This window comes from Cuneatibacter caecimuris, assembly GCF_004216775.1.
GTDB lineage: Bacteria > Bacillota > Clostridia > Lachnospirales > Lachnospiraceae > Cuneatibacter > Cuneatibacter caecimuris.
This window is the reverse complement of the sequence record NZ_SGXF01000001.1, coordinates 1,025,329-1,048,426: the sequence shown is the minus strand read 5'-3', so window position 1 is coordinate 1,048,426 and position 23,098 is coordinate 1,025,329. Positions and strand designations below refer to the sequence as shown.

General features: G+C 49.7%; 16 protein-coding genes, 1 tRNA gene and 1 other annotated feature. Of the genes, 16 read left to right on the top strand and 1 reads right to left on the bottom strand.

Annotated elements, in window-relative coordinates; genetic code table 11:
• Window positions 1-6: 6 nt before the first annotated feature.
• The 8 genes from EV209_RS04980 (at window position 7) to EV209_RS04945 (ending at window position 12,272) form a co-directional block, all read left to right on the top strand.
• The gene (locus tag EV209_RS04980; protein ID WP_130433624.1) at window positions 7-1,680 is read left to right on the top strand and encodes a M3 family oligoendopeptidase; all 1,674 of its coding nucleotides are present in this window, start codon (window positions 7-9) and stop codon (window positions 1,678-1,680) included.
• Between the two features lie 322 nt (window positions 1,681-2,002).
• Window positions 2,003-4,600, top strand: a complete 2,598-nt coding sequence (locus EV209_RS04975; RefSeq protein WP_130433622.1) for a cation-translocating P-type ATPase — start codon at window positions 2,003-2,005, stop codon at window positions 4,598-4,600.
• A 226-nt stretch (window positions 4,601-4,826) separates the two neighbouring features.
• Window positions 4,827-5,624 carry a tRNA pseudouridine(38-40) synthase TruA gene (gene truA / locus EV209_RS04970; protein ID WP_130433620.1) on the top strand — a complete coding sequence of 266 codons (798 nt, stop codon included), beginning with the start codon at window positions 4,827-4,829 and terminating at the stop codon, window positions 5,622-5,624.
• An 8-nt stretch (window positions 5,625-5,632) separates the two neighbouring features.
• Window positions 5,633-6,817, top strand: coding sequence for a cation diffusion facilitator family transporter (locus EV209_RS04965; RefSeq protein WP_130433618.1), 1,185 nt, complete (start codon window positions 5,633-5,635; stop codon window positions 6,815-6,817).
• Between the two features lie 133 nt (window positions 6,818-6,950).
• Window positions 6,951-7,022 (top strand) — tRNA-Gln (locus EV209_RS04960).
• 240 nt (window positions 7,023-7,262) lie between these two features.
• Window positions 7,263-8,474, top strand: coding sequence for an LL-diaminopimelate aminotransferase (locus EV209_RS04955; protein WP_130433616.1), 1,212 nt, complete (start codon window positions 7,263-7,265; stop codon window positions 8,472-8,474).
• A 124-nt stretch (window positions 8,475-8,598) separates the two neighbouring features.
• Window positions 8,599-10,044 carry an extracellular solute-binding protein gene (locus EV209_RS04950; protein WP_130433614.1) on the top strand — a complete coding sequence of 482 codons (1,446 nt, stop codon included), beginning with the start codon at window positions 8,599-8,601 and terminating at the stop codon, window positions 10,042-10,044.
• The gene (locus tag EV209_RS04945) at window positions 10,002-12,272 is read left to right on the top strand and encodes a sensor domain-containing diguanylate cyclase (RefSeq protein WP_130433612.1); all 2,271 of its coding nucleotides are present in this window, start codon (window positions 10,002-10,004) and stop codon (window positions 12,270-12,272) included. The genes EV209_RS04950 and EV209_RS04945 overlap by 43 nt, the downstream gene beginning before the upstream one ends.
• 59 nt (window positions 12,273-12,331) lie before the next feature.
• On the opposite strand, the gene EV209_RS04940 is transcribed toward EV209_RS04945, so the two are convergent.
• Entirely contained in the window at window positions 12,332-12,694 is a 363-nt protein-coding gene (locus tag EV209_RS04940) for a TIGR04086 family membrane protein (protein ID WP_130433610.1), read from the bottom strand.
• A 155-nt stretch (window positions 12,695-12,849) separates the two neighbouring features.
• On the opposite strand from EV209_RS04940, the gene EV209_RS04935 reads away from it, so the two are divergent.
• The 8 genes from EV209_RS04935 to galE all read left to right on the top strand — a co-directional run bounded on the left by EV209_RS04935 (window position 12,850) and on the right by galE (window position 22,966).
• A complete protein-coding gene (locus EV209_RS04935) occupies window positions 12,850-14,148 on the top strand; it encodes an HlyC/CorC family transporter (protein WP_130433608.1) in 1,299 nt (432 codons plus the stop codon).
• A gap of 52 nt (window positions 14,149-14,200) precedes the next feature.
• Window positions 14,201-14,347, top strand: a complete 147-nt coding sequence (gene scfA, locus EV209_RS04930) for a six-cysteine ranthipeptide SCIFF (RefSeq protein ID WP_130433606.1) — start codon at window positions 14,201-14,203, stop codon at window positions 14,345-14,347.
• Window positions 14,348-14,463: 116 nt separating this feature from the next.
• Window positions 14,464-15,822 (top strand): thioether cross-link-forming SCIFF peptide maturase, encoded by a 1,359-nt coding sequence (scfB, locus tag EV209_RS04925; RefSeq protein WP_130433604.1) that lies wholly within the window; start codon window positions 14,464-14,466, stop codon window positions 15,820-15,822.
• A gap of 21 nt (window positions 15,823-15,843) precedes the next feature.
• Window positions 15,844-18,012, top strand: a complete 2,169-nt coding sequence (gene secD, locus EV209_RS04920) for a protein translocase subunit SecD (protein ID WP_243647492.1) — start codon at window positions 15,844-15,846, stop codon at window positions 18,010-18,012.
• A 155-nt stretch (window positions 18,013-18,167) separates the two neighbouring features.
• Window positions 18,168-18,362: a binding site (T-box leader), on the top strand.
• 458 nt (window positions 18,363-18,820) lie between these two features.
• Window positions 18,821-20,107 carry a serine--tRNA ligase gene (gene serS, locus EV209_RS04915; RefSeq protein ID WP_130433600.1) on the top strand — a complete coding sequence of 429 codons (1,287 nt, stop codon included), beginning with the start codon at window positions 18,821-18,823 and terminating at the stop codon, window positions 20,105-20,107.
• A gap of 90 nt (window positions 20,108-20,197) precedes the next feature.
• Complete coding sequence (gene tgt / locus EV209_RS04910) at window positions 20,198-21,334, top strand: tRNA guanosine(34) transglycosylase Tgt (RefSeq protein ID WP_130434189.1); 1,137 nt, start codon at window positions 20,198-20,200, stop codon at window positions 21,332-21,334.
• A gap of 82 nt (window positions 21,335-21,416) precedes the next feature.
• Window positions 21,417-21,707, top strand: coding sequence for a preprotein translocase subunit YajC (gene yajC / locus EV209_RS04905; RefSeq protein WP_334295317.1), 291 nt, complete (start codon window positions 21,417-21,419; stop codon window positions 21,705-21,707).
• 236 nt (window positions 21,708-21,943) lie between these two features.
• The gene (gene galE, locus EV209_RS04900; protein ID WP_130433596.1) at window positions 21,944-22,966 is read left to right on the top strand and encodes a UDP-glucose 4-epimerase GalE; all 1,023 of its coding nucleotides are present in this window, start codon (window positions 21,944-21,946) and stop codon (window positions 22,964-22,966) included.
• Window positions 22,967-23,098: the final 132 nt, after the last annotated feature.

Genomic DNA, 23,098 nt, shown 5'->3' with positions numbered 1-23,098 from the left:
AATACAGTGAAATTTTCGGAATGGCCTTATGAGAGGGCGGATATTCAGAAGGCGGAGAGAGAACTGGAACAGCTGATGGAAGATTTCCGGGCTGCGGACAGCGGCGAAGAGCAGTTTGAAGTACATCGCCGTTACTATGCTCTGGAGGGCCGGGTCAGGACGCAGGAGGTCATTGCAAGAGTCCGTTTTGACGGCGATATGACCAATGCTTTTTATGAAAAGGAACGGCAGTATTATGATGAAATGATGCCGGGCTTCCGGGCTTTACAGGCGAAATACCAGAAGCTGCTGTATGAATCCCCTTATCGGGACGAGCTGGAGAAGAAGATCAGCCCGGCCAGATTTCATGCGATGGAATTGAAGTTCCGCGCCAATGATGAGCGGCTGATTCCTCTTAAAAAAGAGGAGAATGAGTTAACAAACCGCTATATGAAGCTGATTGCCGCAGCCAGAATTCCTTTTGACGGCAGGGAACTGAACATTTCCCTGCTCAGGCCCTATATGGTGAATTCCGACAGGCAGGTTCGTTTTGCCGCACACAAGGCGCTGGCAGAATATTTTGATTCGGTAACAGGTGAGATCGACGAAATCTATGACGGCCTGGTAAAAAACAGGACAGCCCAGGGCAGACTTTTAGGCTATAAAAATTTCACCCCACTAGGGTATGAGCGCATGGGGCGGGCCTGGTACGGGCAGAAGGAAGTGGAACAGTTCCGCAATGAAGTGAAAGAATGGCTGGTTCCTTTTATTGGGAAGCTCAATGAAAAAAAGAGAAAAAGGCTGGGGCTGGAAAAGCTTAGTTATGTGGATGAAAATGTCTATCTGCCTCAGGGAGATCCGGCCCCTGTGGGGACAGCGGAAGAAATTTTGAAGGCCGGACAAACACTGTACCGGGAACTGTCACCGGAAACCGGAAAGTTCTTTGATTTCATGCTGGAACATGAACTGTTCGATGTGGAAGGGCGGAAGAATAAGCGCTCCGGCGGATATATGAACTATATGCCAGATTACAAAGCGCCGGTGATTTTTGCAAATTTTAACGGGACCAGCGGAGATGCGGATGTGATCACCCATGAATGCGGACACGCATTTCAGGGATATGTGATGAGAGACGAGGAAGTGCGGGAGCTTACCGAAAATACTATGGACTGTGCGGAGATCCATTCCATGTCCATGGAGTTTTTTACCGGCAAATGGATGGAGCTGCTGTTTGGGGACAGGGCGGAGGAATACCGCCAGGTGCATTTGGAATCTTTCCTTCAGTTCATTCCCTATGGCTGTACTGTGGATGAATTCCAGCATATTGTATATGAGAATCCTGAAATGACGCCTGCCGGGCGCAAAGCGGCATGGGCCAGGCTGGAAAAGGAATATAAGCCCCATCTGGATTACGGAGAGGATTCGTTTTTTGCAGAGGGCGGTTTCTGGCAGAAGCAGCACCATATCTTTGGCCTGCCTTTCTATTATATAGATTATTGTCTGGCGTCTGTATGCGCGCTGCAGTTCAAGGTGCAGATGGACGAGGATTTTGAAGATGCCTGGAGCAGATATCTGAAGCTTTGCCGCCTGGGAGCGGGACTGCCTTATACAGAGCTGCTGCATGCGGCGGGATTGAAAACGCCCTTCGAAAAGGGATGCGTAAAGGAACTGGTGGAAAAGCTGGAACAAAAGCTTTTTTGACGGGAAATAGTGCTTGACATTCCGGGTAAGTGCAGTTATACTTCTTACCATAAACTGAATATCATACAGGAGTTGAGAGAAACGCCTGCATGAAGAGGGAGTAGTTTAGACGCATTGTCAACATACGCGGCCGGAAGGTCTGGTGGTGCGTGCCGGAGTATCGGTTACAAGACTTTTCATGTATCAGAAGCAGGGATTATTTGCATACTGATACATGAAAAGTCTTTTTTAATAGGGTGGAAAATTTCCAGAACTGCCCTATTTTATAAAACCGCTCCATGGTGAAACGCGCTGCGGCAATGTACTACTGAAGGAGGATTCTATGAAGGAATGGTATCAGAAAACATCGGAAGAGGCGCTGACAGAACTGCAGGCAACCCGAGAGGGGCTGACAGAAGAAAAAGCCCGGGCTCTGCTGGCGGAAAAAGGGGAAAACGCCTTACAGGAAGGGAAGAAGAAAAAGGTCTGGCAGGTATTCCTGGAACAGTTCTGTGATCTTCTGGTGATTATCCTCATCGCAGCAGCAGTGATTTCCATGTTTTCGGGAAATCTGGAAAGTACAATCGTCATTATTGCAGTAATCATTATGAATGCGGTTTTGGGAACTGTCCAGCACCAGAAAGCGGAGAAGTCTCTCGACAGCCTGAAGTCCATGTCGGCTCCAACTGCAAAGGTGATGCGGGGAGGAAGAAAGACAGAGATTCCGTCAAGAGAGGTGGTGCCGGGGGATATACTGCTGCTGGAAGCAGGTGACCTGGTCGTGGCGGACGGACGTATCCTCAATAATTACTCCCTTCAGGTGAATGAAAGTTCGCTGACAGGTGAATCCACCAATGTGGATAAAACGGAAGGGGTGCTGGAAGGTGAGATGCCTCTGGCAGACAGGACCAATATGGTATATTCCGGCAGCCTGGTGACCTATGGACGGGCGGTGGCAGTTGTCACAGATACAGGTATGGGGACTGAAATTGGGCGCATTGCGGGGCTGATGAACGCCACACAGGAAAAACGGACCCCCCTGCAGGTCAGCCTGGACAATTTCAGCAAAAAGCTGGCAGTGGTGATCATGATTATCAGCGCTCTGGTGTTTATTCTGGGCCTGTACCGCCAGATGCCTGTGCTGGATTCTCTGATGTTTGCGGTGGCTTTGGCTGTGGCGGCCATTCCCGAGGCGCTCAGTTCTATTGTGACCATTGTCCAGGCTATGGGAACCCAGAAGATGGCCAGGGAGAATGCAATTATCAAACAGCTGAAGGCAGTAGAGAGTCTGGGATGTGTGTCTGTAATCTGCTCAGATAAAACAGGAACGCTGACCCAGAATAAAATGACAGTACAGCAGATCTATATTGATGGAAAAGTATTGAAACCAGAAGAGTTGGATCTGAAACAGCAGCTGCACAGATACCTGCTGTATAATGCTATTCTCACCAATGATTCTTCCCTGGTGGACGGAAAAGGGATCGGGGACCCAACGGAATATGCCCTGCTGGAAATGGCGAGGAAGGCCAATGCGCAGGACGAGGTATTGCGGGAAGTCATGCCCCGGGTAGAAGAAATTCCCTTTGACTCAGACCGCAAGCTGATGAGCACAAAATATCTGCTGCACGGGCAGCCTACAGTTTTGACAAAAGGGGCTTTGGACGTTCTGCTTCCGCGGTGTACAAAGATCCGTGATTCAGAGGAGATCCGGCCGATGGCGGAGGCGGACAGGGAACAGATTCTGCATCAGAATCTGATGTTCTCAGAAAACGGGTTGAGGGTGCTGGCTTTTGGGTATAAAGAAGTGGAGCACAGCGACGAGCTTTCCCTGGAATCGGAAAATGATTACATTTTTCTGGGCCTGATTTCCATGATCGATCCTCCCAGAGAAGAATCCAGACTGGCAGTTGCGGATGCCAAACGCGCGGGGATCCGTCCGGTGATGATCACAGGAGACCACAAGATTACAGCTACAGCTATTGCAAAGCAGATCGGCATTTTTGAAGAAGGTGATCTGGCTGTGACGGGAACAGAGCTGGACGCCATGACAGATGCGCAGCTGGATGAAAAGATTGCTCAGATCTCCGTTTATGCCAGAGTTTCTCCGGAGAATAAAATCCGCATCGTGGATGCCTGGCAGCGCAGGGGCAATATTGTTTCTATGACCGGAGACGGTGTGAATGACGCGCCTGCGCTGAAAAAGGCGGATATCGGCGTGGCCATGGGGATTACTGGTACAGAGGTTTCCAAGGATGCCGCTTCCATGATTCTGGCGGATGATAATTTTGCCACCATTATAAAAGCTGTTGCCAATGGCCGGAATGTGTATCGGAATATTAAAAATGCCATTCAGTTTTTACTGTCCGGCAATATGGCGGCCATTCTGGCGGTGCTTTATACCTCTTTGCTGGCTCTGCCTGTTCCTTTTGCGCCGGTGCACCTGCTGTTTATCAACCTGCTGACAGACTCTCTTCCCGCCCTGGCCATCGGCATGGAGCCTCCTGAAAAGGATCTGCTGTCTCAGAAACCCAGGGATCCCAAAGAAGGCATCCTGTCCGGGAAATTCATGCTTCGTCTTCTGCTGCAGGGCGGATTGATTTCAGTATGTGTGATCGCTGCGTTCTATATCGGGCTGAATACTCAGGGGGCGGCGGTTGCCAGTACAATGGCCTTTGCTACGCTTACCCTTGCAAGACTGTTTCACGGATTTAACTGCAGGAGCGAACACTCTATTTTCCGTCTGGGCTTCAAAGGAAACTGGTACAGCCTGGGGGCTTTTGCAGCAGGGGCGCTGCTGCTGGCCTGCGTGATTTTCCTGCCTTTCCTTCACGGACTGTTTGAGGTTGCGGACCTGACCGGGGCTCAGATGGGATTGGTGCTGCTGCTGGCGGTCATCCCTACGGCAGTGATTCAGCTGGTCAAGTTCGTGAAAGAGCATTAAATGAGATGCGGTAAGAGAACCGGCCCTGCAGAGTGCAGTTGCGCTTTGGACAGAAATATGATATAATTTATAGGTGCTGCATCAAAACCAGATGCAGCGCCTTTTATAATTTAGCGGGAAAGAACGCCTTTAGATCGGGTAAATGTTTCTCGGAATAAAAACGCTCTGGGAGGAAAGTTCCGCATCAGTAAGGAATGATGTGCGATGCGCGCAGGAGAAGAATTTTATGAAGAATTACAGGATGCTTATACAATATGAAGGAACCAGATATAACGGATGGCAGCGCCAGGGCAACACTCAGAATACGATCCAGGGCCGCCTGGAGTCAGTCCTGAGCAGGTTAACAGGCGCAGAAGTCCAGATTCAGGGCTCCGGCAGGACTGATGCGGGGGTTCATGCTCTGGGGCAGACTGCGAATGTGCTGCTGCCGGAGGGGTGGCATATTTCGGGGGAGGCGCTGCGGGGCAGCGGCCTGCCGGGGTTGGATGACCTGCCCGGGTGTGAGGCTCTGCGCAGGGTTATGAATCATTATCTGCCGGAGGATATAGACGTGACGGAGTTAGAAGAAGCGCCGGAGCGTTTTCACAGCAGGCTGTCCGCAGCGGGAAAAACGTACCAGTACCGAATCGGAATTGATGATTATAAAAATATAGAGGGCCGGCAATTTCGCTACCGGGTGGGGAGACCGCTGGATGTGGAAGCAATGGGAGAAGCGCTGGGCGCCCTGCGGGGTACCCATGACTTCGCAGCATTCTGCGGGAATCCCAGGATGAAGAAATCTACGGTACGTACCATATCCGCTGCAGAACTGGAAGAAGTTTCCCATGAAATCAGGCTGCGGATCACAGGCAACGGATTTTTGCAGAATATGGTGCGCATTATTGTGGGAACTTTGATAGAAATCGGGCTTGGAAGCAGGCCGGTTTCTGATATGAAACGTATTCTGGACAGCAGAGACCGGTCTCAGGCGGGGCCGGCAGCTCCTGCAGGAGGGCTCTGCCTGCTGCGGGTCTATTACGATTGAGGGGACATATGACGGATTTTCTTGTAAGACATTTTGTAAAAAATTCTGAGAAGGTGAATGATATCCATGTGCGTACAGCTTACGGGCAGCTTGCTGGTATTGTGGGAATCATCTGCAACCTTACGCTTTTTACGGCAAAGCTGGTGATCGGTGTTTTGCTCAGGAGCATTTCAGTCATGGCAGATGCGTTTAACAACCTATCTGACGCGGCTTCTTCTATTATTAGTTTTGTAGGGGCAAAATTGGCCGGAAAACCTGCAGATGAGGACCATCCTTTCGGCCATGGACGGATTGAGTATATTTCAGCGTGTATCGTAGCTTTTCTGGTAATCCAGGTTGGATTTACATTATTCCAGCAGTCAATTGGGAAAATCCGGGAACCGGAGGACATGAGTTTTTCTCTTATATCGCTGGCAATTCTGGCGCTTTCCATTGGCGTGAAGCTGTGGATGTCTGTTTTTAACCGGAAGCTGGGGAAAAGAATTCATTCTTCTGTAATGAAAGCGACTGCCGCAGATGCTCTTGGAGATGTGTGTACTACTGCGGCTACCGTTTTTTCGTTGGCAGTGTATGGAATCTGGAATGTGAATCTGGACGGAATCGTGGGTCTGGTTGTGTCCGTAGTGGTAATGATTGCAGGAGTTAATATTGCCAGGGAGACCCTGGCGCCTCTGATCGGTGAGGCGATCAGTCCTGACGTTTATAAGAAGATTACATCTTTTGTGGAGAGCTATGATGGGATTCTGGGCAGCCATGATCTGATTGTACATAATTACGGACCTTCCCGCAGCATGGCGTCTATTCATGCGGAGGTATCCAACGAGGAGCCTATTGAGGTATCTCATGAGATTATTGACCGGATTGAGCGGGAGGCCATGAGGGAATTCGGCATGACATTGGTGATCCATATGGACCCGGTGGCAGTAAACGATGAACATGTTCTTCAATACCGGAGGATAGTGGATAAGGTGGTGAAGCAGGTAGACCAATCAATTTCCATCCATGATTTCCGTATGGTAAACGGGGAAGATAATATTAACTTGATTTTTGACGCGGTGGTGAGCTACCGCTACGATGGAAAACAGCTGGCCCTGCTTCGCAGACAGATTATTGACGGTGTAAAAGCAGAAGACCCCAGGCTGAGCTGTGTAATAACAATTGACCGGAGCTATATGGGAGAAGAAAACGGGTAAAATGGATGAAAAGCGGCATTTCTCGGCAGAAAAATGCCGCTGGAAATTCTGGAAAAATTTTTTTATAAAAAATTGAAAAAAGGGCTTGCCAAAAACAAAATCATCGGTTATAATACAATCCGTTGCAAAACAATGGGCTATCGCCAAATGGTAAGGCACTGGACTCTGACTCCAGCATTTCAAGGTTCGAATCCTTGTAGCCCAGTTGACAGGCAGTCGGGAAACCGGCTGCTTTTTTGTTTTATAGGAAACTGCGTTCCCTATGAAACGAACCCTCAGGGGGGATCGCACTGCGGCGTAAGGAATCACGCTCGCGGGATTCTTTTTCATTTCATAGGAAAGAAATTCTGTGAAGTAAAACCGCTGTGCGCTGAAAGGAAAATTGATTGACAGGCCTTTCCCATCTTGCTATGATAAAACGAAGAAGAATAAGGAGGATGGAGAAATGTTTCGTTTAAATGAAAATTACCTGAAGCTGCCCGGCAGCTATCTTTTTTCTACGATTGGGAAAAAAGTCGCCGCATATATTGCAGAAAACCCTGAAAAAAAGGTAATCCGCCTGGGGATTGGAGATGTGACGCAGCCGCTGGCTCCTGCAGTGATCAGGGCCCTGCATACGGTGGTGGATGAAATGGCTAATCCGGAAACCTTCCACGGTTACGCGCCGGATTTGGGCTATGAGTTTCTGCGCAATGCGATTTCCGGGGAGTATAAGCGGTTCGGTGTGGATGTGCCTGCTGATGAGGTGTTTGTCAGCGATGGCGCAAAGAGTGACTGCGCCAATATCCAGGAGATTTTCAGCGCGGACAGCAGTATTGCGGTCTGCGACCCTGTTTATCCTGTATATGTGGACAGCAATGTGATGGCAGGGCGTACTGGGGAATACGACGCTGTGACCGGACGCTGGAGCAATGTGGTATATATGCCCTGCACAATGGAAAATGATTTTGTCCCGGAACTGCCGGAAGAGGCGCCGGATTTGATTTATCTTTGCTATCCCAATAATCCCACAGGCTCCACGCTTACCCGCGATCAACTGCAGGTGTGGGTGGACTATGCCAACAAAAATGGCAGTGTGATTCTGTATGACGCGGCGTACGAGGCTTATATTACGGAAGAAAATGTGCCTCATACCATATTTGAATGTCAGGGTGCGAGAACCTGCGCCATTGAATTTAAAAGTTTTTCGAAAAACGCAGGCTTTACCGGGGTCCGTTTGGGATATACGGTGATTCCCAAGGAATTGAAATGCGGGGACGTGGCGGTGCACAGTCTGTGGGCAAGACGTCATGGTACAAAGTATAATGGGGCTCCTTATATCATTCAGAGGGCTGGGGAAGCAGTGCTTTCAGAAGAAGGCAGAGCGCAGACCAGAGAGCAGGTGGCGTATTATATGCGCAACGCGCGTATGATTTACGACGGTTTGAAAAAGGCTGGCTATAGTGTGGCAGGAGGTGTAAACGCTCCTTATGTATGGATGAAGACCCCTGAAAATATGGATTCCTGGGAATTTTTTGACTTTTTATTAAAAGAGGGGAATGTAGTGGGAACTCCTGGTTCCGGGTTTGGCCCCAGCGGAGAGGGATATTTCCGGCTGACAGGTTTCGGAACTTATGAAAATACCGTGGAAGCAGTGAAAAGAATAGGCCTTTTGTAAAAGAAGTAAATAATGACGTAAAATCACAGTTTGTAGGAATTCCTTTACGGAACCCCAGGGGTGTGATATAATTAAAGTATTATCCCTAAATTGGGGAGTGAGGAAAGGGGTATTGCGTTCTGTGATGAATAGAAAAATTGGAGCGGCAGCCATCTCTGCGGCGGCATTGGCTATGGTGTTTTCAGGATGTGGGAAGAGCGAGCATGGTCTGAACCCGGACCATCCTGTAACGATTACAGTGTGGCATTATTATAATGGAGTCCAGCAGCAGGCTTTTGACAGGATGATTACGGAATTTAATGAGACTGTTGGTAGTGAAAAAGGGATTGTGGTGCAGGCATTCAGCCAGGGCTCGGTAAACGAGCTTTTAACAAAAGTCACAGATGCCGCCAACGAGAAGCTGGGTTCTGAGGATATGCCTGACATATTCGGGGCCTATGCGGATACTGCGTATGAATTGAACCAGCTGGGCCGTGTGGCAGATATCGGCCAGTATCTGACCAAAGAAGAACAGGATGAATATGTGGACGCTTATATGCGGGAAGGCGCTTTTGACGGAGAAGACAGCAGAAAAATGTTTCCCATTGCAAAATCCACAGAGATACTCATGCTGAACAAGACAGACTGGGATGCCTTCTCCGCCGGCACAGGCGCTTCTGAAGATAAGCTGCAGACCTGGGAAGGAATTGCGGAGCTGGCGGAGATGTATTATAAATGGACGGATGCGCAGACACCGGAGCCGGAGGACGGAAAGGCATTTTTCGGGCGGGATGAAATGGCTAATTATATTTTGATCGGCAGCAAACAGATGGGCCATGAGGTATTTCAGGTAAAGGACGGGCAGGTTACATACAATTTAGACAAGGAAACCATGCGCCGGCTTTGGGACTGCTATTATATTCCCTATATCAATGGGTATTTTGCGGCGGAGGGCCGTTTCCGCAGCGATGATATGAAGACAGGAGATATCATCGCCATGGCTTGTTCCAGTACCGGAGCCACATATTTCCCGCTGGAAGTCACAAGGAACGACGGCACCACCTATCCAATCGAAGGAGCCGTTTATGCTCTGCCGAACTTTGCGGGAACAGAACCTTGCGCGGTGCAGCAGGGGGCGGGAATGGTAGTGGCAAAATCCACGGAAGAAAGGGAGTATGCGTCTGTGGTATTTCTTAAGTGGTTCACGGATGTGGAGCAGAATGCCCAGTTCGCCACAAATTCGGGATATCTTCCTGTTAAAAAAGCGGCAAATCAGATTCCTGTTCTGGATGAGGCGCTGGACGCTTCCGGCCAGAACAGCAGCAGCTTGATGAAAGACTCCCTGCACATCGGCGTAGAAATGACGAACCGGTACGAATTATATACGAATCAGGCTTTCCGTCAGGGTACCCAGGCCAGAAATGTGATTAAGGCCAGTATGCAGGACTGGGCGGCGCGGGATGCGCAGGCGGTGCAGGATGCTGTAGCGGGAGGGGCTTCCAGAGAGGCGGCCGCAGAGAAATTTGATACAGATGAGAATTTTGAAGCATGGCTGGCAGAGCTGCAGGGGCTGCTGAACGACTTGAAGTAGCAGATCAGGAGGATGCGATGCGCAGGTGGTGGAACAGTAATAAAAAGAAGATGTTTGTTAAAATACTGATTCCCATTGTGATCACTGTGCTGGTCCAGGTGACTATTTATATTACGCTGCTGATTCAGGGAGGTACAGTAAGCCTGATCAAAACGAACGCCCTTGATATATTTGAGGAACAGACGCTGAACCGGGCGCAGAGCATGGAAACTGACATGGTGAGAAAGTGGGCGAACTTGTCAGACGTGGGTGACGCGATTGAGCAGACGATCAGCAGTATCCTTCAGGAACGAGGATTGGAGCCCGGGGCGATTGCGGATCATGCAGAACTGAACCAGGAGATAATTGACCAGACCTTTGACAGGGTGGAGTATCTACTGCGCAGAAATTCTGTTACGGGAGCCTATCTGATTCTGGACGGCGCGGCAGTACAGGGGAAATCCAGCGAAGAAGAGCGGGCGGGACTGTATCTGGAGGACCAGGACCCGGCAAGCTATTCCAGCGATAACAGCGATATACTGGCATTGCGGGGGCTTCCTGCGGTGCTGAAAAAGCGTGGGGTTTCCTTTGACAGTTACTGGAAGGCCGGCTTTGACTGTACTGCGGAGGAAGAAAACGGCAGGGATGCGTATTTTTTTCAGCCAATGAAGGCAGCCGAAAAAAACCCGGAAGCAGACACGAAAAATCTGGGCTATTGGGGGAAAGCAGTCCGCCTGGACGGATTCCGCCATGTGATTACCTATTCCATTCCTTTGATGCTTCCAGAGTATGGGCCGGTAGGCGTTCTGGGCATCGATATCTCTGCGGATTATCTGCGCTCCATGCTGGGAGGCGCCCAGGATAAGGCATATGCCCTTGCGTGGTCTGAGGATGGGGAGACCTACTATATCAATGGTTTTGGCGGAGCGCTTTACAGCAGGCATTTCGGTGATTCTCTGGAAGTGAAAAAGGCAGGAGAGGTAAATGAAAGTTTGATTTCTGTACTGTCTCCGAGAGACAATAAAACGGAGCTGTATGTGAACATTCAGCCCCTGCAGGTGTATGGGAATAATACGCCGTTTGAAAACCAGAAATGGGTCATCCTGGGTATTCAGGAAAAACAGGTGCTGCTGTCCCACTATAATATGCTTTATGGCAGACTTCTGGCTGTTTCTGTGCTTTTTGTGCTGTTGGGAGTCGCATGCGCGCTTCTGATCAGCCGTGTGATCACCCATCCCATTGCCCGTGTGATGGCAACTCTCCGGGAATCTGACGGGAAAGGGAGGATACACCTGGAACAGGTTGGCATAGAAGAAGTGGATGAGCTGACAGAGCTGATCGAGGCGCAGAGCAACGCGCTTCTGGAAAATGCGTCCAAGGTTTCCAGAATCATTGATTTGAATCACCTTCCTCTGGGAGTGCTGGAGTATATAAAAGGTTCCAACCAGGTTTTCTGCAGCAAAAATGTTTCGTCGCTTTTGGGCTGGGAAGAGGAAAGAGAAAAAGATTTTTATCTGGAGATGGATGAGTTTGACCGCAGAATGAGGGAATTCAGCAGAGAATTTGAAAAGACAGGGGACAATGAATATGTTCTCAGCGCCAGAAGAAACGGAAGAGAATGCTGGCTTCAGCTGCATTACTGGCTGAAAGACGGTAACATGACAGGCTCCATTCTGGATATAACCAGCGATGTGGAGGAGAGGAAACGGATTGAGCATGAACGGGATTTTGACGCGCTGACAGAGATCTTTAACAGGCGGGCGTTTCTTGCAAAGCTTGCGGATCTGGAACGGGAAGGAAAAGACAGCCTGAAGTCCGCGGCGATGATTATGTGGGATTTGGATAACCTGAAAAGGGTGAATGATACATATGGGCATGAATATGGTGACTTTTATATCCAGAGAATGGCGGAGTGCCTCGGCAGATTTCCACTGAAGCATGCGCTGGTGGCAAGAAGATCAGGGGACGAATTCTATACTTTCCTTTATGGATTTCATTCCGGCGAAGAGCTGATGCAGGCAGTACAGACTGTTTGGCAGGAGATTCAGGAGACTTCTATTGAAGTGCCGGAGGGCTGCTGCCGGCTGAGCGTTTCCGGCGGTATCGCCTGGTATGCGGAAGACTCGGATAAAATGGATGACTTAATTCGTTATGCGGATTTTGCTCTTTATGAAGTGAAAAAGTCCGGTAAAAACCGGCTTAACCGTTTTGACAGAGAGATTTGGAATAAAACTAATACAGAAGAATGAAACAGCTCCGGCGGAATACATATTTCTGCCGGAGCCTTTTATTTATGTAGCAGATTATATTAGCTCAGCATTCCGCCGAGCATCCCTCCGCCTGCGCAGATCAGGAGAGACATCATCAGCCCTGGGAAGCTGTGGTTCAGCGAATGATGGACACAGAATGACAGCAGGAGCAGAAGTACAAAATAGAGAATGCCGAACAATAACCCCCACAGGAACCGGCGTTTGCTCAGAACCCGCCCTGAGAGAAAGCCGCCCAGAAAGCAGGAAGCCAGATAAATAAACATAATCCCCATATTTACCTGATTTTCATTGAGATGCAGGCGGTATAACAGGAATGCCAGCCCCAGCAGCAGGATGGCCGTGAGCAGATAGGCAAAAAAAATGTTGCGTAAAAAAGACAGAACCTTGGAACGTGTATTCATGGAATTCCTCCCGGTGACCTGCCGGCAATGCGCTGACAGGCTGTTTTACTGCATTTTATGCTGTATCTGCCTGGATTATGTTTGAAGAACTTGACAACATTCAAGTTTTCAGGTACAATTTTTTCCGTATACAAAAAAATAATTAGGAGTGATGAATTTTGGATTTAGACCCAAGTGGTGTCATACAAATCGTATGTATACTTGTATTGGTACTGCTGTCCGCCTTTTTTTCGTCCGCGGAGACCTCTCTTGTTACAGTGAACAGGCTGTGGCTGAAATCTCTGGCTGATCAGGGGCATAAACGGGCGGGGACAGTTCTGAAGGTAGTGGAGGATCAGGGCAAGATGCTCAGTGCAATCCTGATCGGCAACAATGTAGTAAATCTGGGCGCGTCTGCGCTGATGACAGTGTTCGTAACACGTTTGTGGGGCGAGGCTGCTGTGGGGCTGGCAACTGGTGTGCTGACTCTGTTGATTCTGGTTTTTGGTGAGATATCACCCAAAACGCTGGCGACTGTTTATGCGGATAAATTGTCCATGGCCTATGCGCCGGTGATTTACGGCATGATGAAGGTTCTCACCCCGGTGATATTTGTTGTCAATAAGGTAGCAAACGGCTTTCTGAGGCTGCTGCGGGTGGATTTGAACCGGAAAACCCACGCGATCACAGAAGACGAACTGCGTACATTGGTGGATGCGGGCCACGAAGAGGGCGTAATTGAGAGTGAGGAGCGCAGGATGATCAACAATGTGTTTGATTTCGGCGATTCTATGGCAAAAGACATTATGGTCCCCAGAATTGATATGTCCTGTGTGGACATTGACGCTACTTACGAAGAACTGATGAAAACGTTCCGGCAGGATATGTTTACAAGGCTGCCTGTTTACGAGGACACCACGGATAATGTAGTAGGAATTATCAATATGAAGGATATCTTGCTGTACCGCCAGGGAGACCCGTTTTCTATCCGCGATTACATGCGCAAACCCCATTATACCTACGAGTTTAAAAAGACTTCGGAGCTGTTGATGGAAATGAAGGAGTCCCCGGTGAATGTGACCATCGTGCTGGATGAATACGGCGCAACCGCCGGCATGATCACATTAGAAGATATGCTGGAAGAAATTGTCGGTGAAATCCGCGACGAATATGATGAGGATGAGCAGGACAGCGTTCAGAAGATCAGCGAGAGAGAATATGTGATTGAAGGAAGTATTAAACTGGACGATCTGAATGAACTTCTGGAGCTGGAGCTGGATTCGGAAGATTATGATTCACTGGGCGGCTTTATCATCGAACGTCTGGACCATCTTCCCCAGGCGGGTGAGTCCATAGAATACAACAATATGAAGTTTGTAGTGCAGCAGGTGGATAAGAAGCGGATAGAGAAGGTACACCTGTATCTTCCTGAGGAAGAGGACAAGGAAGAGAAGGAAGAAAAAGGCTTCACATAAAAGCCGTTCTGTGCTATAATCCATAAAGAAAACAAAGCAGGAGGAAAATAAAATGCAGAGAGTAAAGACTTTGACCAGCAAGACGCTGAAAAATACCATGAAGAAAGGCGGCTGCGGAGAATGCCAGACATCTTGTCAGTCTGCCTGCAAGACATCTTGCACCGTAGGGAATCAGACCTGCGAGAACCAGAACAGATAATCGGGCTTGAAGGTTACAAAGCGGGTGTTGCAGAAGGGTCCTGCTCAGCGGGATTTTCTGCAGCACCTGATTTATGTTGACCTCGTAGGGTTCGGGGTGATTTTGGGAGGTATACTGTGATTCATCAATATAAAAGCAACGGTTACAACATCGTAATGGATATAAATTCAGGCGCCGTCCATGTGGTGGATGATGTGGTATACGATGTGGTTGCCGATTATGAGTCCTGCAGCCGGGACGAGCTGATTGACAAGCTGTCCGGCATCTATGCGCTTTCGGACATTCAGGAAGCTGTTTCTGAGGTGGAGCGTCTGAAAGAGGCGGGAGAATTGTTCGCAGAGGATGAATATCAGGACTATGTGATAGATTTTAAAAAGAGACAGACCGTAGTAAAAGCGCTTTGCCTCCATATAGCTCACGACTGTAATCTGGCCTGCAGGTACTGCTTTGCCGAAGAGGGAGAATATCATGGCCGCCGGGCTCTGATGAGCTTTGAGGTAGGGAAGAAAGCGCTGGATTTTCTGATCGCCAATTCGGGCAGCAGGCGCAATTTGGAAGTGGACTTTTTTGGCGGAGAACCTCTGATGAACTGGGAGGTGGTAAAGCAGCTTGTAGAATATGGCCGTTCCCAGGAAAAAGAGCATAATAAGAATTTCAGATTTACACTGACCACCAATGGCGTGCTGCTGAATGATGAGATTATGGAGTTCTGTAACCGGGAGATGAGCAATGTGGTGCTCAGCCTGGACGGGCGCAGGGAAGTGAATGACCGGATGAGGCCTTTCCGCAGCGGGAAAGGCAGCTATGATCTGATTGTGCCGAAATTCCAGAAATTTGCTCAGAGCCGCGGGACAAAAGATTATTATGTGCGGGGCACCTTTACGAGAAATAACCTGGATTTTTCCCGGGATGTTCTGCATTTTGCGGATCTGGGATTTGATAAAATGTCTATTGAGCCTGTGGTGGCGTCTCCGGACGAGCCCTATGCGATCCGTGAAGAGGACCTTCCTCAGATCATGGAGGAGTATGACAGGCTTGCCAGGGAATACATAGAGCGGCAGAAAGAGGGCCGGGGATTTACCTTCTTCCATTTTATGATTGATCTCGACCAGGGGCCCTGCGTGGCCAAGCGCCTGTCCGGATGCGGGTCCGGCACAGAGTATCTGGCGGTTACTCCATGGGGGGATTTCTATCCCTGCCACCAGTTTGTAGGGCAGGAAGGTTTCCTGCTGGGTAATGTGGAGGAAGGGATTACAAATACTGCGGTGCGCGACGAGTTTAAAATGTGCAATGTGTATGCAAAAGAGAAATGCCGCAACTGTTTCGCCAGATTTTACTGCAGCGGAGGGTGTGCCGCCAATTCCTACAATTTCCACGGTTCTATTACAGACGCATATGATATTGGCTGCGAAATGCAGAAAAAGCGGATTGAGTGCGCGATCATGATCAAAGCCGCTCTGGCAGATGAAGAATGAAACAGCCTAGCTGTTCAATAAATGAAAGAGGAGAACAAAGTCATGAAGAAAAATGGTATAATCCGTATCGTGATTGCAGCGGCAGTCACGGCGCTGATGGTACTGGTGGCCGTTCTGGGAATGGGGCCGGATGGTTCCGGATCAGTCGGAGACATCAAGCTGGGCCTGGACCTGGAGGGCGGCGTCAGCATTACCTATCAGACAGTGGAGGAAAACCCGTCCAAACAGGATCTGGATGATACGGCCTACAAGCTTCAGCTGCGTGTGGCAGACTTTTCCAATGAAGCGGAAGTCTACACGGAGGGCAGCAACCGGATCAATGTGGACATTCCCGGCGCGAAAAATGCCGAGGAAATTCTGAAGTCCCTGGGAACGCCCGGTACCTTGAGCTTTAAGGACCCCAGCGGAAACGAGATCATTAACGGCGACGATATTGTGGACGCCCAGGGAGGCGCGGTTCAGAATCAGACCACCGGAGCCAATGATTATCAGGTGAGCATGACCCTGAACGACGCGGGCAGCAAAAAGTTTGCCGAAGCTTCAGAAAAGCTGGTGGGTAAAAATATTTCTATTTACTATGACGGAAAAGTGGTCAGCAGCCCTACAGTGCAGTCTGCAATCACCGGCGGCCAGGTTGCCATTGAACATATGGAGAGCCTGGAAGCGGCGAGAACCCTTGCTTCCACCATCAGAAGCGGCGCGCTGCCTCTGGAAATCACGGAACTGCATTCCAAGGTGGTTGGGGCGAAGCTGGGGGCTGAAGCAGTGAATACCAGCCTGATTGCAGGCCTCATTGGTTTTGTGCTTGTTATCATTTTTATGTGCCTGTATTACAGAATTCCCGGCGTGGCTGCCAGCCTGGCGCTGATCATCTATACCGCGCTGGATGTGATAATCATCAGCACGCTGCAGATTACCCTGACTTTGCCGGGAATTGCGGGTATTATACTGTCCATTGGTATGGCCGTGGACGCCAATGTAGTTATTTTCGCCCGTATCCGGGAGGAGATCGGCGCAGGCAGCGGCGTGAAGGATGCGATCAAGACTGGTTTCCAGAAGGCGCTGTCCGCAATTCTGGATGGAAATATCACAACAATGATCGCGGCGGCAGTGCTGTATTTTATTGGGTCAGGAACTGTCAGAGGCTTTGCTCAGACCCTGTTCATCGGTATTGTGATTTCACTGATTACTGCGCTGGTTGTGACCAGATTTATCCTGAATGGTTTTTACAGCGCAGGGCTGCAGGATGAGAAATATTATGGAAAGACGCTGCGCGTGAAGAAGATTAATTTCCTGGGGCGCAAGGCTATATTCTTTGCCATCTCTGTGGCGGTGATTCTGGTTGGCATGGGCACCATGGTGTTTAACGGCACCAAAGGGGATGCGCTGAATTACAGCCTGGAATTCAAGGGCGGCGCGTCCACCAATGTGACGTTTAATGAGGAACTGAGTACAGAACAGGTCCAGAAAGAGCTGGCGGTAAAAGTGCAGGACGCCATTGGGGACAACAATGTGCAGACCAGTAAGGTGACTGGCTCCAATGAAGTGATCATCCGTACCCGTACACTGACTCAGGAAGAGAGAGAAGCATTTTCCGATATGCTGAAGAAGGAATACGGCGTGGAGGAAGACAATATCCAGGTGGAAAATATCAGCGCCACCATCAGTGATGAGATGAGAGCGGATGCGGTTAAAGCCATTGTTATTGCGACGATCCTGATGCTGATTTATATCTGGATACGGTTTAAGGACGTGCGTTTTGCGGCTGGATCTGTAATGCCGCTGATCCATGACGTGCTGGTGGTTTTGGGATGCTATGCGGTGTTCCGCTGGTCAGTGGGCAGCACATTCATTGCCTGTATGCTGACTATTGTGGGTTATTCCATCAATGCCACGATCGTAATATTTGACCGTATCCGTGAGAATATTGCGCTGAAGAAGGGCAATGAGACTTACGCGGATGTGGTGAACCTTTCTATCAGTCAGACATTGTCCAGAAGTATTAACACTTCTCTGACCACCTTTGTGATGGTAGCGGTGCTGTTTATCCTGGGCGTGACCAATATCAGGGAGTTTGCTCTTCCTCTGATGGTAGGTATTGTGTGCGGCGGCTACTCTTCTGTCTGCCTGGCCGGAGCACTGTGGTATGTAATGAAAACCAAGATCGGAAACAAAGAAAGAGTGAAGTGATCTTTGAATAATTTGGAAGCGCTGCAAAATGGAACCTAACATTTTGCGGCGCTTTGCGTCGTGAAGTGATTGATCAGCGGTTACTTTTAGGAATATAATAAAAAAACCTTGCAAATAAGGAATTTTTCGTATATAATGTGTCCAGACTTATAGTAACGTCTGCGATGATGAAAACATAAGCTGTGAAATCCTGCAGAGAGCCGGTGGCGGGTGTGAACCGGCGGAGGCAGCAGCTGATCCAGTTTCTGAGCAGCCGGCAGCAGCCGGAGGGCGGCAGCCTTTATCCTGCCATAGAGAGGCCGCATTATGCGGCAAATTGGGTGGCAACGCGGAGCTTCTTCGTCCCATGAGGGGAAGGGGGACCGTGTTTTTTATTTCACAGGAAAGAGCGCCTGTGAAATAAAACCGCTCCGCGGAGGAACGCACTGCGGCGGAAAGGAATATGCCGCTTGCGCGGCCCGCCGCAGGCGGGGAAGTCCGCAAGCGGACTTCCGTTTCCCAGGAAAGAGCGCCTGTGAAATAAAACCGCTCCGCGGAGGAACGCACTGCGGCGGAAAGGAATATGCCGCTTGCGCGGCCCGCCGCAGGCGGGGAAGTCCGCAAGCGGACTTCCGTTTCCCAGGAAAGAGCGCCTGTGAAATAAAACCGCTTCGCGGAGGAACGCGCTGCGGCGGAAAGGAATATGCCGCTTGCGCGGCCCGCCGCAGGCGGGGAAGTCCGCAAGCGGACTTCCGTTTCCCAGGAATGAGCGCCTGCGAAATAAAACCCCGCCAATCATTACAGATATCAATGATATAGGAGGCTGAAAATGCTAGATTTAAGGTTTGTGAGAGAAAATCCGGAAATTGTGAAGCAGAATATCCGTAATAAGTTCCAGGACGCCAAGCTGCCGTTGGTGGACGAGGTGCTGGAACTGGATAAAAAGGCCCGCCAGACAAAACAGGAGGCGGATTCTTTGCGGGCAGAGCGCAACAAGATTTCTAAAAAGATCGGCGGGCTGATGGCTAAGGGCCTGAGGGAGGAAGCGGAAGAACTGAAGAGGCAGGTGACTGCTGATTCTGACCGTTTGGCTGTCCTGGAGGAAGAGGAGACTGTACTGAACGAAAAGGTGCGCAAAATCATGATGACCATTCCAAATATCATTGATCCCAGCGTGCCAATTGGTAAGGATGACAGTGAAAATGTGGAGGTTCAGCGCTATGGCGAGCCTGTAGTGCCTGATTTTGAAGTCCCCTACCATACAGATATTATGGAACGTTTTGACGGAATTGACCTGGATAGCGCCAGAAAAGTGTCGGGCAATGGTTTCTATTATCTGATGGGGGACATTGCCAGGCTGCATTCTGCGGTGATTTCTTATGCGAGAGATTTTATGATTGACAGAGGCTTTACTTATTGCATTCCTCCGTTCATGATCCGCAGTGATGTGGTCACAGGCGTGATGAGCTTTGCAGAAATGGACGCTATGATGTACAAGATCGAGGGGGAGGATTTGTACCTGATCGGCACCAGCGAACATTCCATGATCGGTAAATTTATTGATACGATTTTACAGGAAGAAAAGCTTCCCTATACGCTGACCAGCTATTCTCCCTGCTTCCGAAAAGAAAAAGGTGCACACGGCCTGGAAGAACGCGGCGTATACCGGATTCACCAGTTTGAAAAGCAGGAAATGATTGTTGTGTGCCGCCCGGAGGAAAGTCCGGTATGGTTTGATAAGCTGTGGCAGAATACAGTGGATCTGTTCCGCTCCATGGATATTCCCGTGCGCACGCTGGAATGCTGTTCCGGGGACTTGGCGGATCTGAAGGTGAAATCCATTGACGTGGAGGCCTGGTCACCGCGCCAGAAGAAATATTTTGAGGTGGGAAGCTGCTCCAACCTGGGAGACGCCCAGGCCAGAAGGCTGAAAATCCGCGTGACCGGGGAAAACGGCAAATATTTTGCCCACACGCTGAACAATACGGTGGTGGCCCCTCCGAGAATGCTGATCGCTTTCCTGGAAAACAATCTGCAGGCTGACGGCAGCGTAAAAATTCCCGAAGCGCTGCGTCCTTATATGGGCGGAAAAGATAAAATTGTGCCTCAAGTATGAAAATCCTATTAAAATCGCTTTTTTCGGTTGAAAAAGTTCCGCCGATTCAGTATACTGGAAAAGTGAATGGATGAAAATAAGGCGGTAATTATGTATCAGATTATTACAGAGGACGGGCGGGCGAAGCGCGCTGTCTTTGAAACAGTGCACGGAACCGTGCAGACACCGGTTTTTATGAATGTGGGAACAGCCGCAGCAATTAAGGGAGCGGTAGCTACCACGGATTTGCAGCAGATCGGCACACAGATCGAGCTGTCCAATACGTACCATTTGCATGTCCGTCCGGGTGATCAGGTTGTGCGGCAGCTGGGCGGGCTGCATCGGTTTATGGTCTGGGACAAGCCGATTCTCACAGATTCCGGCGGGTTTCAGGTGTTTTCCCTGTCAGGGCTGCGCAGGATCAAGGAAGAGGGCGTCTATTTCCAGTCCCATGTGGACGGCAGGAAAATATTCATGGGCCCTGAGGAGAGCATGCAGATCCAGTCGAATCTGGCCTCTACCATTGCCATGGCTTTTGATGAATGCCCTTCATCTGTGGCGGAACGGAGCTATATAGAAAATTCTGTGGCCCGCACCACCAGGTGGCTTGTCCGGTGCAAGGAGGAGATGGCGCGGCTGAATTCACTGCCGGATACGATCAATCCCAGGCAGATGCTGTTCGGCATCAATCAGGGAGGCGTATGCGAGGATATCCGGATCGCCCATGCCCAGGAGATTTCCGGTTTGGATCTGGATGGGTACGCAGTGGGCGGCCTTGCGGTGGGTGAAAGCCATGAAGAGATGTACCAGGTTCTGGACGCGGTTGTTCCCCACCTTCCCAGAAATAAACCCACCTATCTGATGGGAGTGGGAACCCCGGCCAATATTCTGGAGGCTGTGGACCGGGGAGTGGATTTCTTTGACTGTGTTTATCCCAGCCGCAACGGGAGGCACGGACATGTCTATACGGCTTTCGGCAAGCTGAATTTGTTTAACGCCAGATATGAGCTGGATCCCAGGCCTATTGAAGAAGGATGCGGCTGTCCTGCCTGCAGGAATTACAGCCGGGCGTACATCAGGCATCTGCTGAAGGCAAAGGAGATGCTGGGCATGCGGCTCTGCGTGCTGCATAACCTGTATTTTTATAACCACCTGATGGAAGAGATTCGGGAAGCCATTGAACAGCGCCGATACGGCGAGTATAAGAAGCAGAAGCTGGCCGGGCTGCTGTCAGGAGAACAGAATTGATCTTGTGGAAACACAGTTCAAGTAATAAATAGGAGGAAATAATATGTCAAATTTTTTAGCTGCAACAGCTGAAGGCGGCGCGATGGGATGGGGATTCTGGATCATTTACATTGTGATTATTCTGGGCGCTATGTATTTTATTGCAATTCGTCCCCAGAGAAAACAGCAGAAGAAACAGAACGAGCTGCAGAACAGCCTGTCCATTGGCGACAGTGTGCTGACGTCCGGCGGTTTTTACGGTGTGATCATTGATATTACAGAAGATACTGTGATTGTAGAGTTCGGCAACAATAAAAACTGCCGTATTCCGATGCAGAAATCTTCCATCATGGCGTCTGAGAAGCCTGATACAGAGCAGAGTGCAGAGAAGTAATGTGGTGGCAAAGGATGTCCTGAAACGGGCATCCTTTTTCAATCCACGGGAAGCTGCGTTCCCTATGGAACAGATCTCACTGCTGCGTAAGGAATGATGTCGTTAAAGCGACACGCCGCAGGCGGAGAATCCCGCGAGCAGGATTCTTTTTAATTAAAGAAACAGACATGGAGCGGGTTGACAATAAAACCGTGAAATGTTACAACTAATATATCCGAAAGAAAGGGGATAATGAGATGGCTATTTTAGTGAGCGGCGGCGCCGGATATATCGGCAGCCATACCTGTGTTGAACTGCTGAACGCTGGATATGAGGTGGTGGTTTTTGACAACCTGTATAATGCCAGCAAAGAATCACTGAAGCGTGTGGAGGAGATCACCGGAAAACAGGTGAAATTCTATGATGCAGACATGAGAGACCGGGAGGCGATGGAGGAAATCTTTTCCGCGGAGAAAATTGATTCCGTCATCCACTTTGCGGGCCTGAAGGCAGTGGGAGAGTCAGTTCAGAAGCCTTTGGAATACTATGAAAACAATATTAACGGAACTCTGGTGCTTCTGGATGTGATGAGAAAACATGGAGTGAAGAACTTTGTGTTCAGCTCTTCGGCCACTGTTTACGGAGACCCTGCTGTAATTCCGATCACAGAAGAATGCCCCAAGGGACAGTGCACCAATCCTTATGGATGGACGAAATCCATGCTGGAGCAGATTCTCACCGATCTGCAGAAATCAGATCCGGAATGGAATGTCATTTTGCTGCGGTATTTCAACCCCATCGGGGCTCATAAGAGCGGACTGATCGGTGAGGACCCTGCCGGGATTCCCAACAATCTTCTGCCCTATGTGGCGCAGGTGGCAATCGGCCGGCTGAAATGCGTGGGCGTGTTCGGTAATGACTATGATACGCCTGACGGTACAGGAGTCCGGGATTACATCCATGTGGTGGATTTGGCTGTAGGCCATGTAAAGGCGATTCAGAAGATTGAGAAAATGGAAGGCGCTGTTGAAGTATATAATCTTGGTACTGGCAAAGGCTACAGTGTGCTGGATGTGATACATAATTTCAGCAAGGCCTGCGGCAAGGAGATTCCTTACGAGATCAAGCCCCGCCGGGCGGGAGATATTGCAACCTGTTACGCCGACCCTGCTAAAGCATATAAGGAGCTGGGATGGAAGGCGGAGTATGGTATTGCGGAGATGTGCGAGGATTCCTGGAGATGGCAGTCCATGAACCCTCAGGGATACGGAAGCAAATAAGTATTAAAGTGTAGATTGGCACTGCGGCGGAAACAGCGGCCTGTAAAGACCGCTTAACTGCAGAGACAGGGAATGGTGCAGAGTGTTTTTGCAGCATTCCCTTGTGCTTTATATATAACCAACAGAGATGAA

Excerpts from the sequence above, each read along its gene's own strand:
- EV209_RS04975 (WP_130433622.1), top strand. The coding sequence starts at position 2,003 with ATGAAGGAATGGTATCAGAAAACATCGGAAGAGGCGCTGACAGAACTG.
- truA (WP_130433620.1), top strand. The coding sequence starts at position 4,827 with ATGAAGAATTACAGGATGCTTATACAATATGAAGGAACCAGATATAAC.
- EV209_RS04965 (WP_130433618.1), top strand. The coding sequence starts at position 5,633 with ATGACGGATTTTCTTGTAAGACATTTTGTAAAAAATTCTGAGAAGGTG.
- EV209_RS04955 (WP_130433616.1), top strand. The coding sequence starts at position 7,263 with ATGTTTCGTTTAAATGAAAATTACCTGAAGCTGCCCGGCAGCTATCTT.
- EV209_RS04950 (WP_130433614.1), top strand. The coding sequence starts at position 8,599 with ATGAATAGAAAAATTGGAGCGGCAGCCATCTCTGCGGCGGCATTGGCT.
- EV209_RS04945 (WP_130433612.1), top strand. The coding sequence starts at position 10,002 with ATGGCTGGCAGAGCTGCAGGGGCTGCTGAACGACTTGAAGTAGCAGAT.
- EV209_RS04940 (WP_130433610.1), bottom strand. The coding sequence starts at position 12,694 with ATGAATACACGTTCCAAGGTTCTGTCTTTTTTACGCAACATTTTTTTT.
- scfA (WP_130433606.1), top strand. The coding sequence starts at position 14,201 with ATGCAGAGAGTAAAGACTTTGACCAGCAAGACGCTGAAAAATACCATG.
- secD (WP_243647492.1), top strand. The coding sequence starts at position 15,844 with ATGAAAGAGGAGAACAAAGTCATGAAGAAAAATGGTATAATCCGTATC.
- serS (WP_130433600.1), top strand. The coding sequence starts at position 18,821 with ATGCTAGATTTAAGGTTTGTGAGAGAAAATCCGGAAATTGTGAAGCAG.
- tgt (WP_130434189.1), top strand. The coding sequence starts at position 20,198 with ATGTATCAGATTATTACAGAGGACGGGCGGGCGAAGCGCGCTGTCTTT.
- yajC (WP_334295317.1), top strand. The coding sequence starts at position 21,417 with ATGGGATGGGGATTCTGGATCATTTACATTGTGATTATTCTGGGCGCT.
- galE (WP_130433596.1), top strand. The coding sequence starts at position 21,944 with ATGGCTATTTTAGTGAGCGGCGGCGCCGGATATATCGGCAGCCATACC.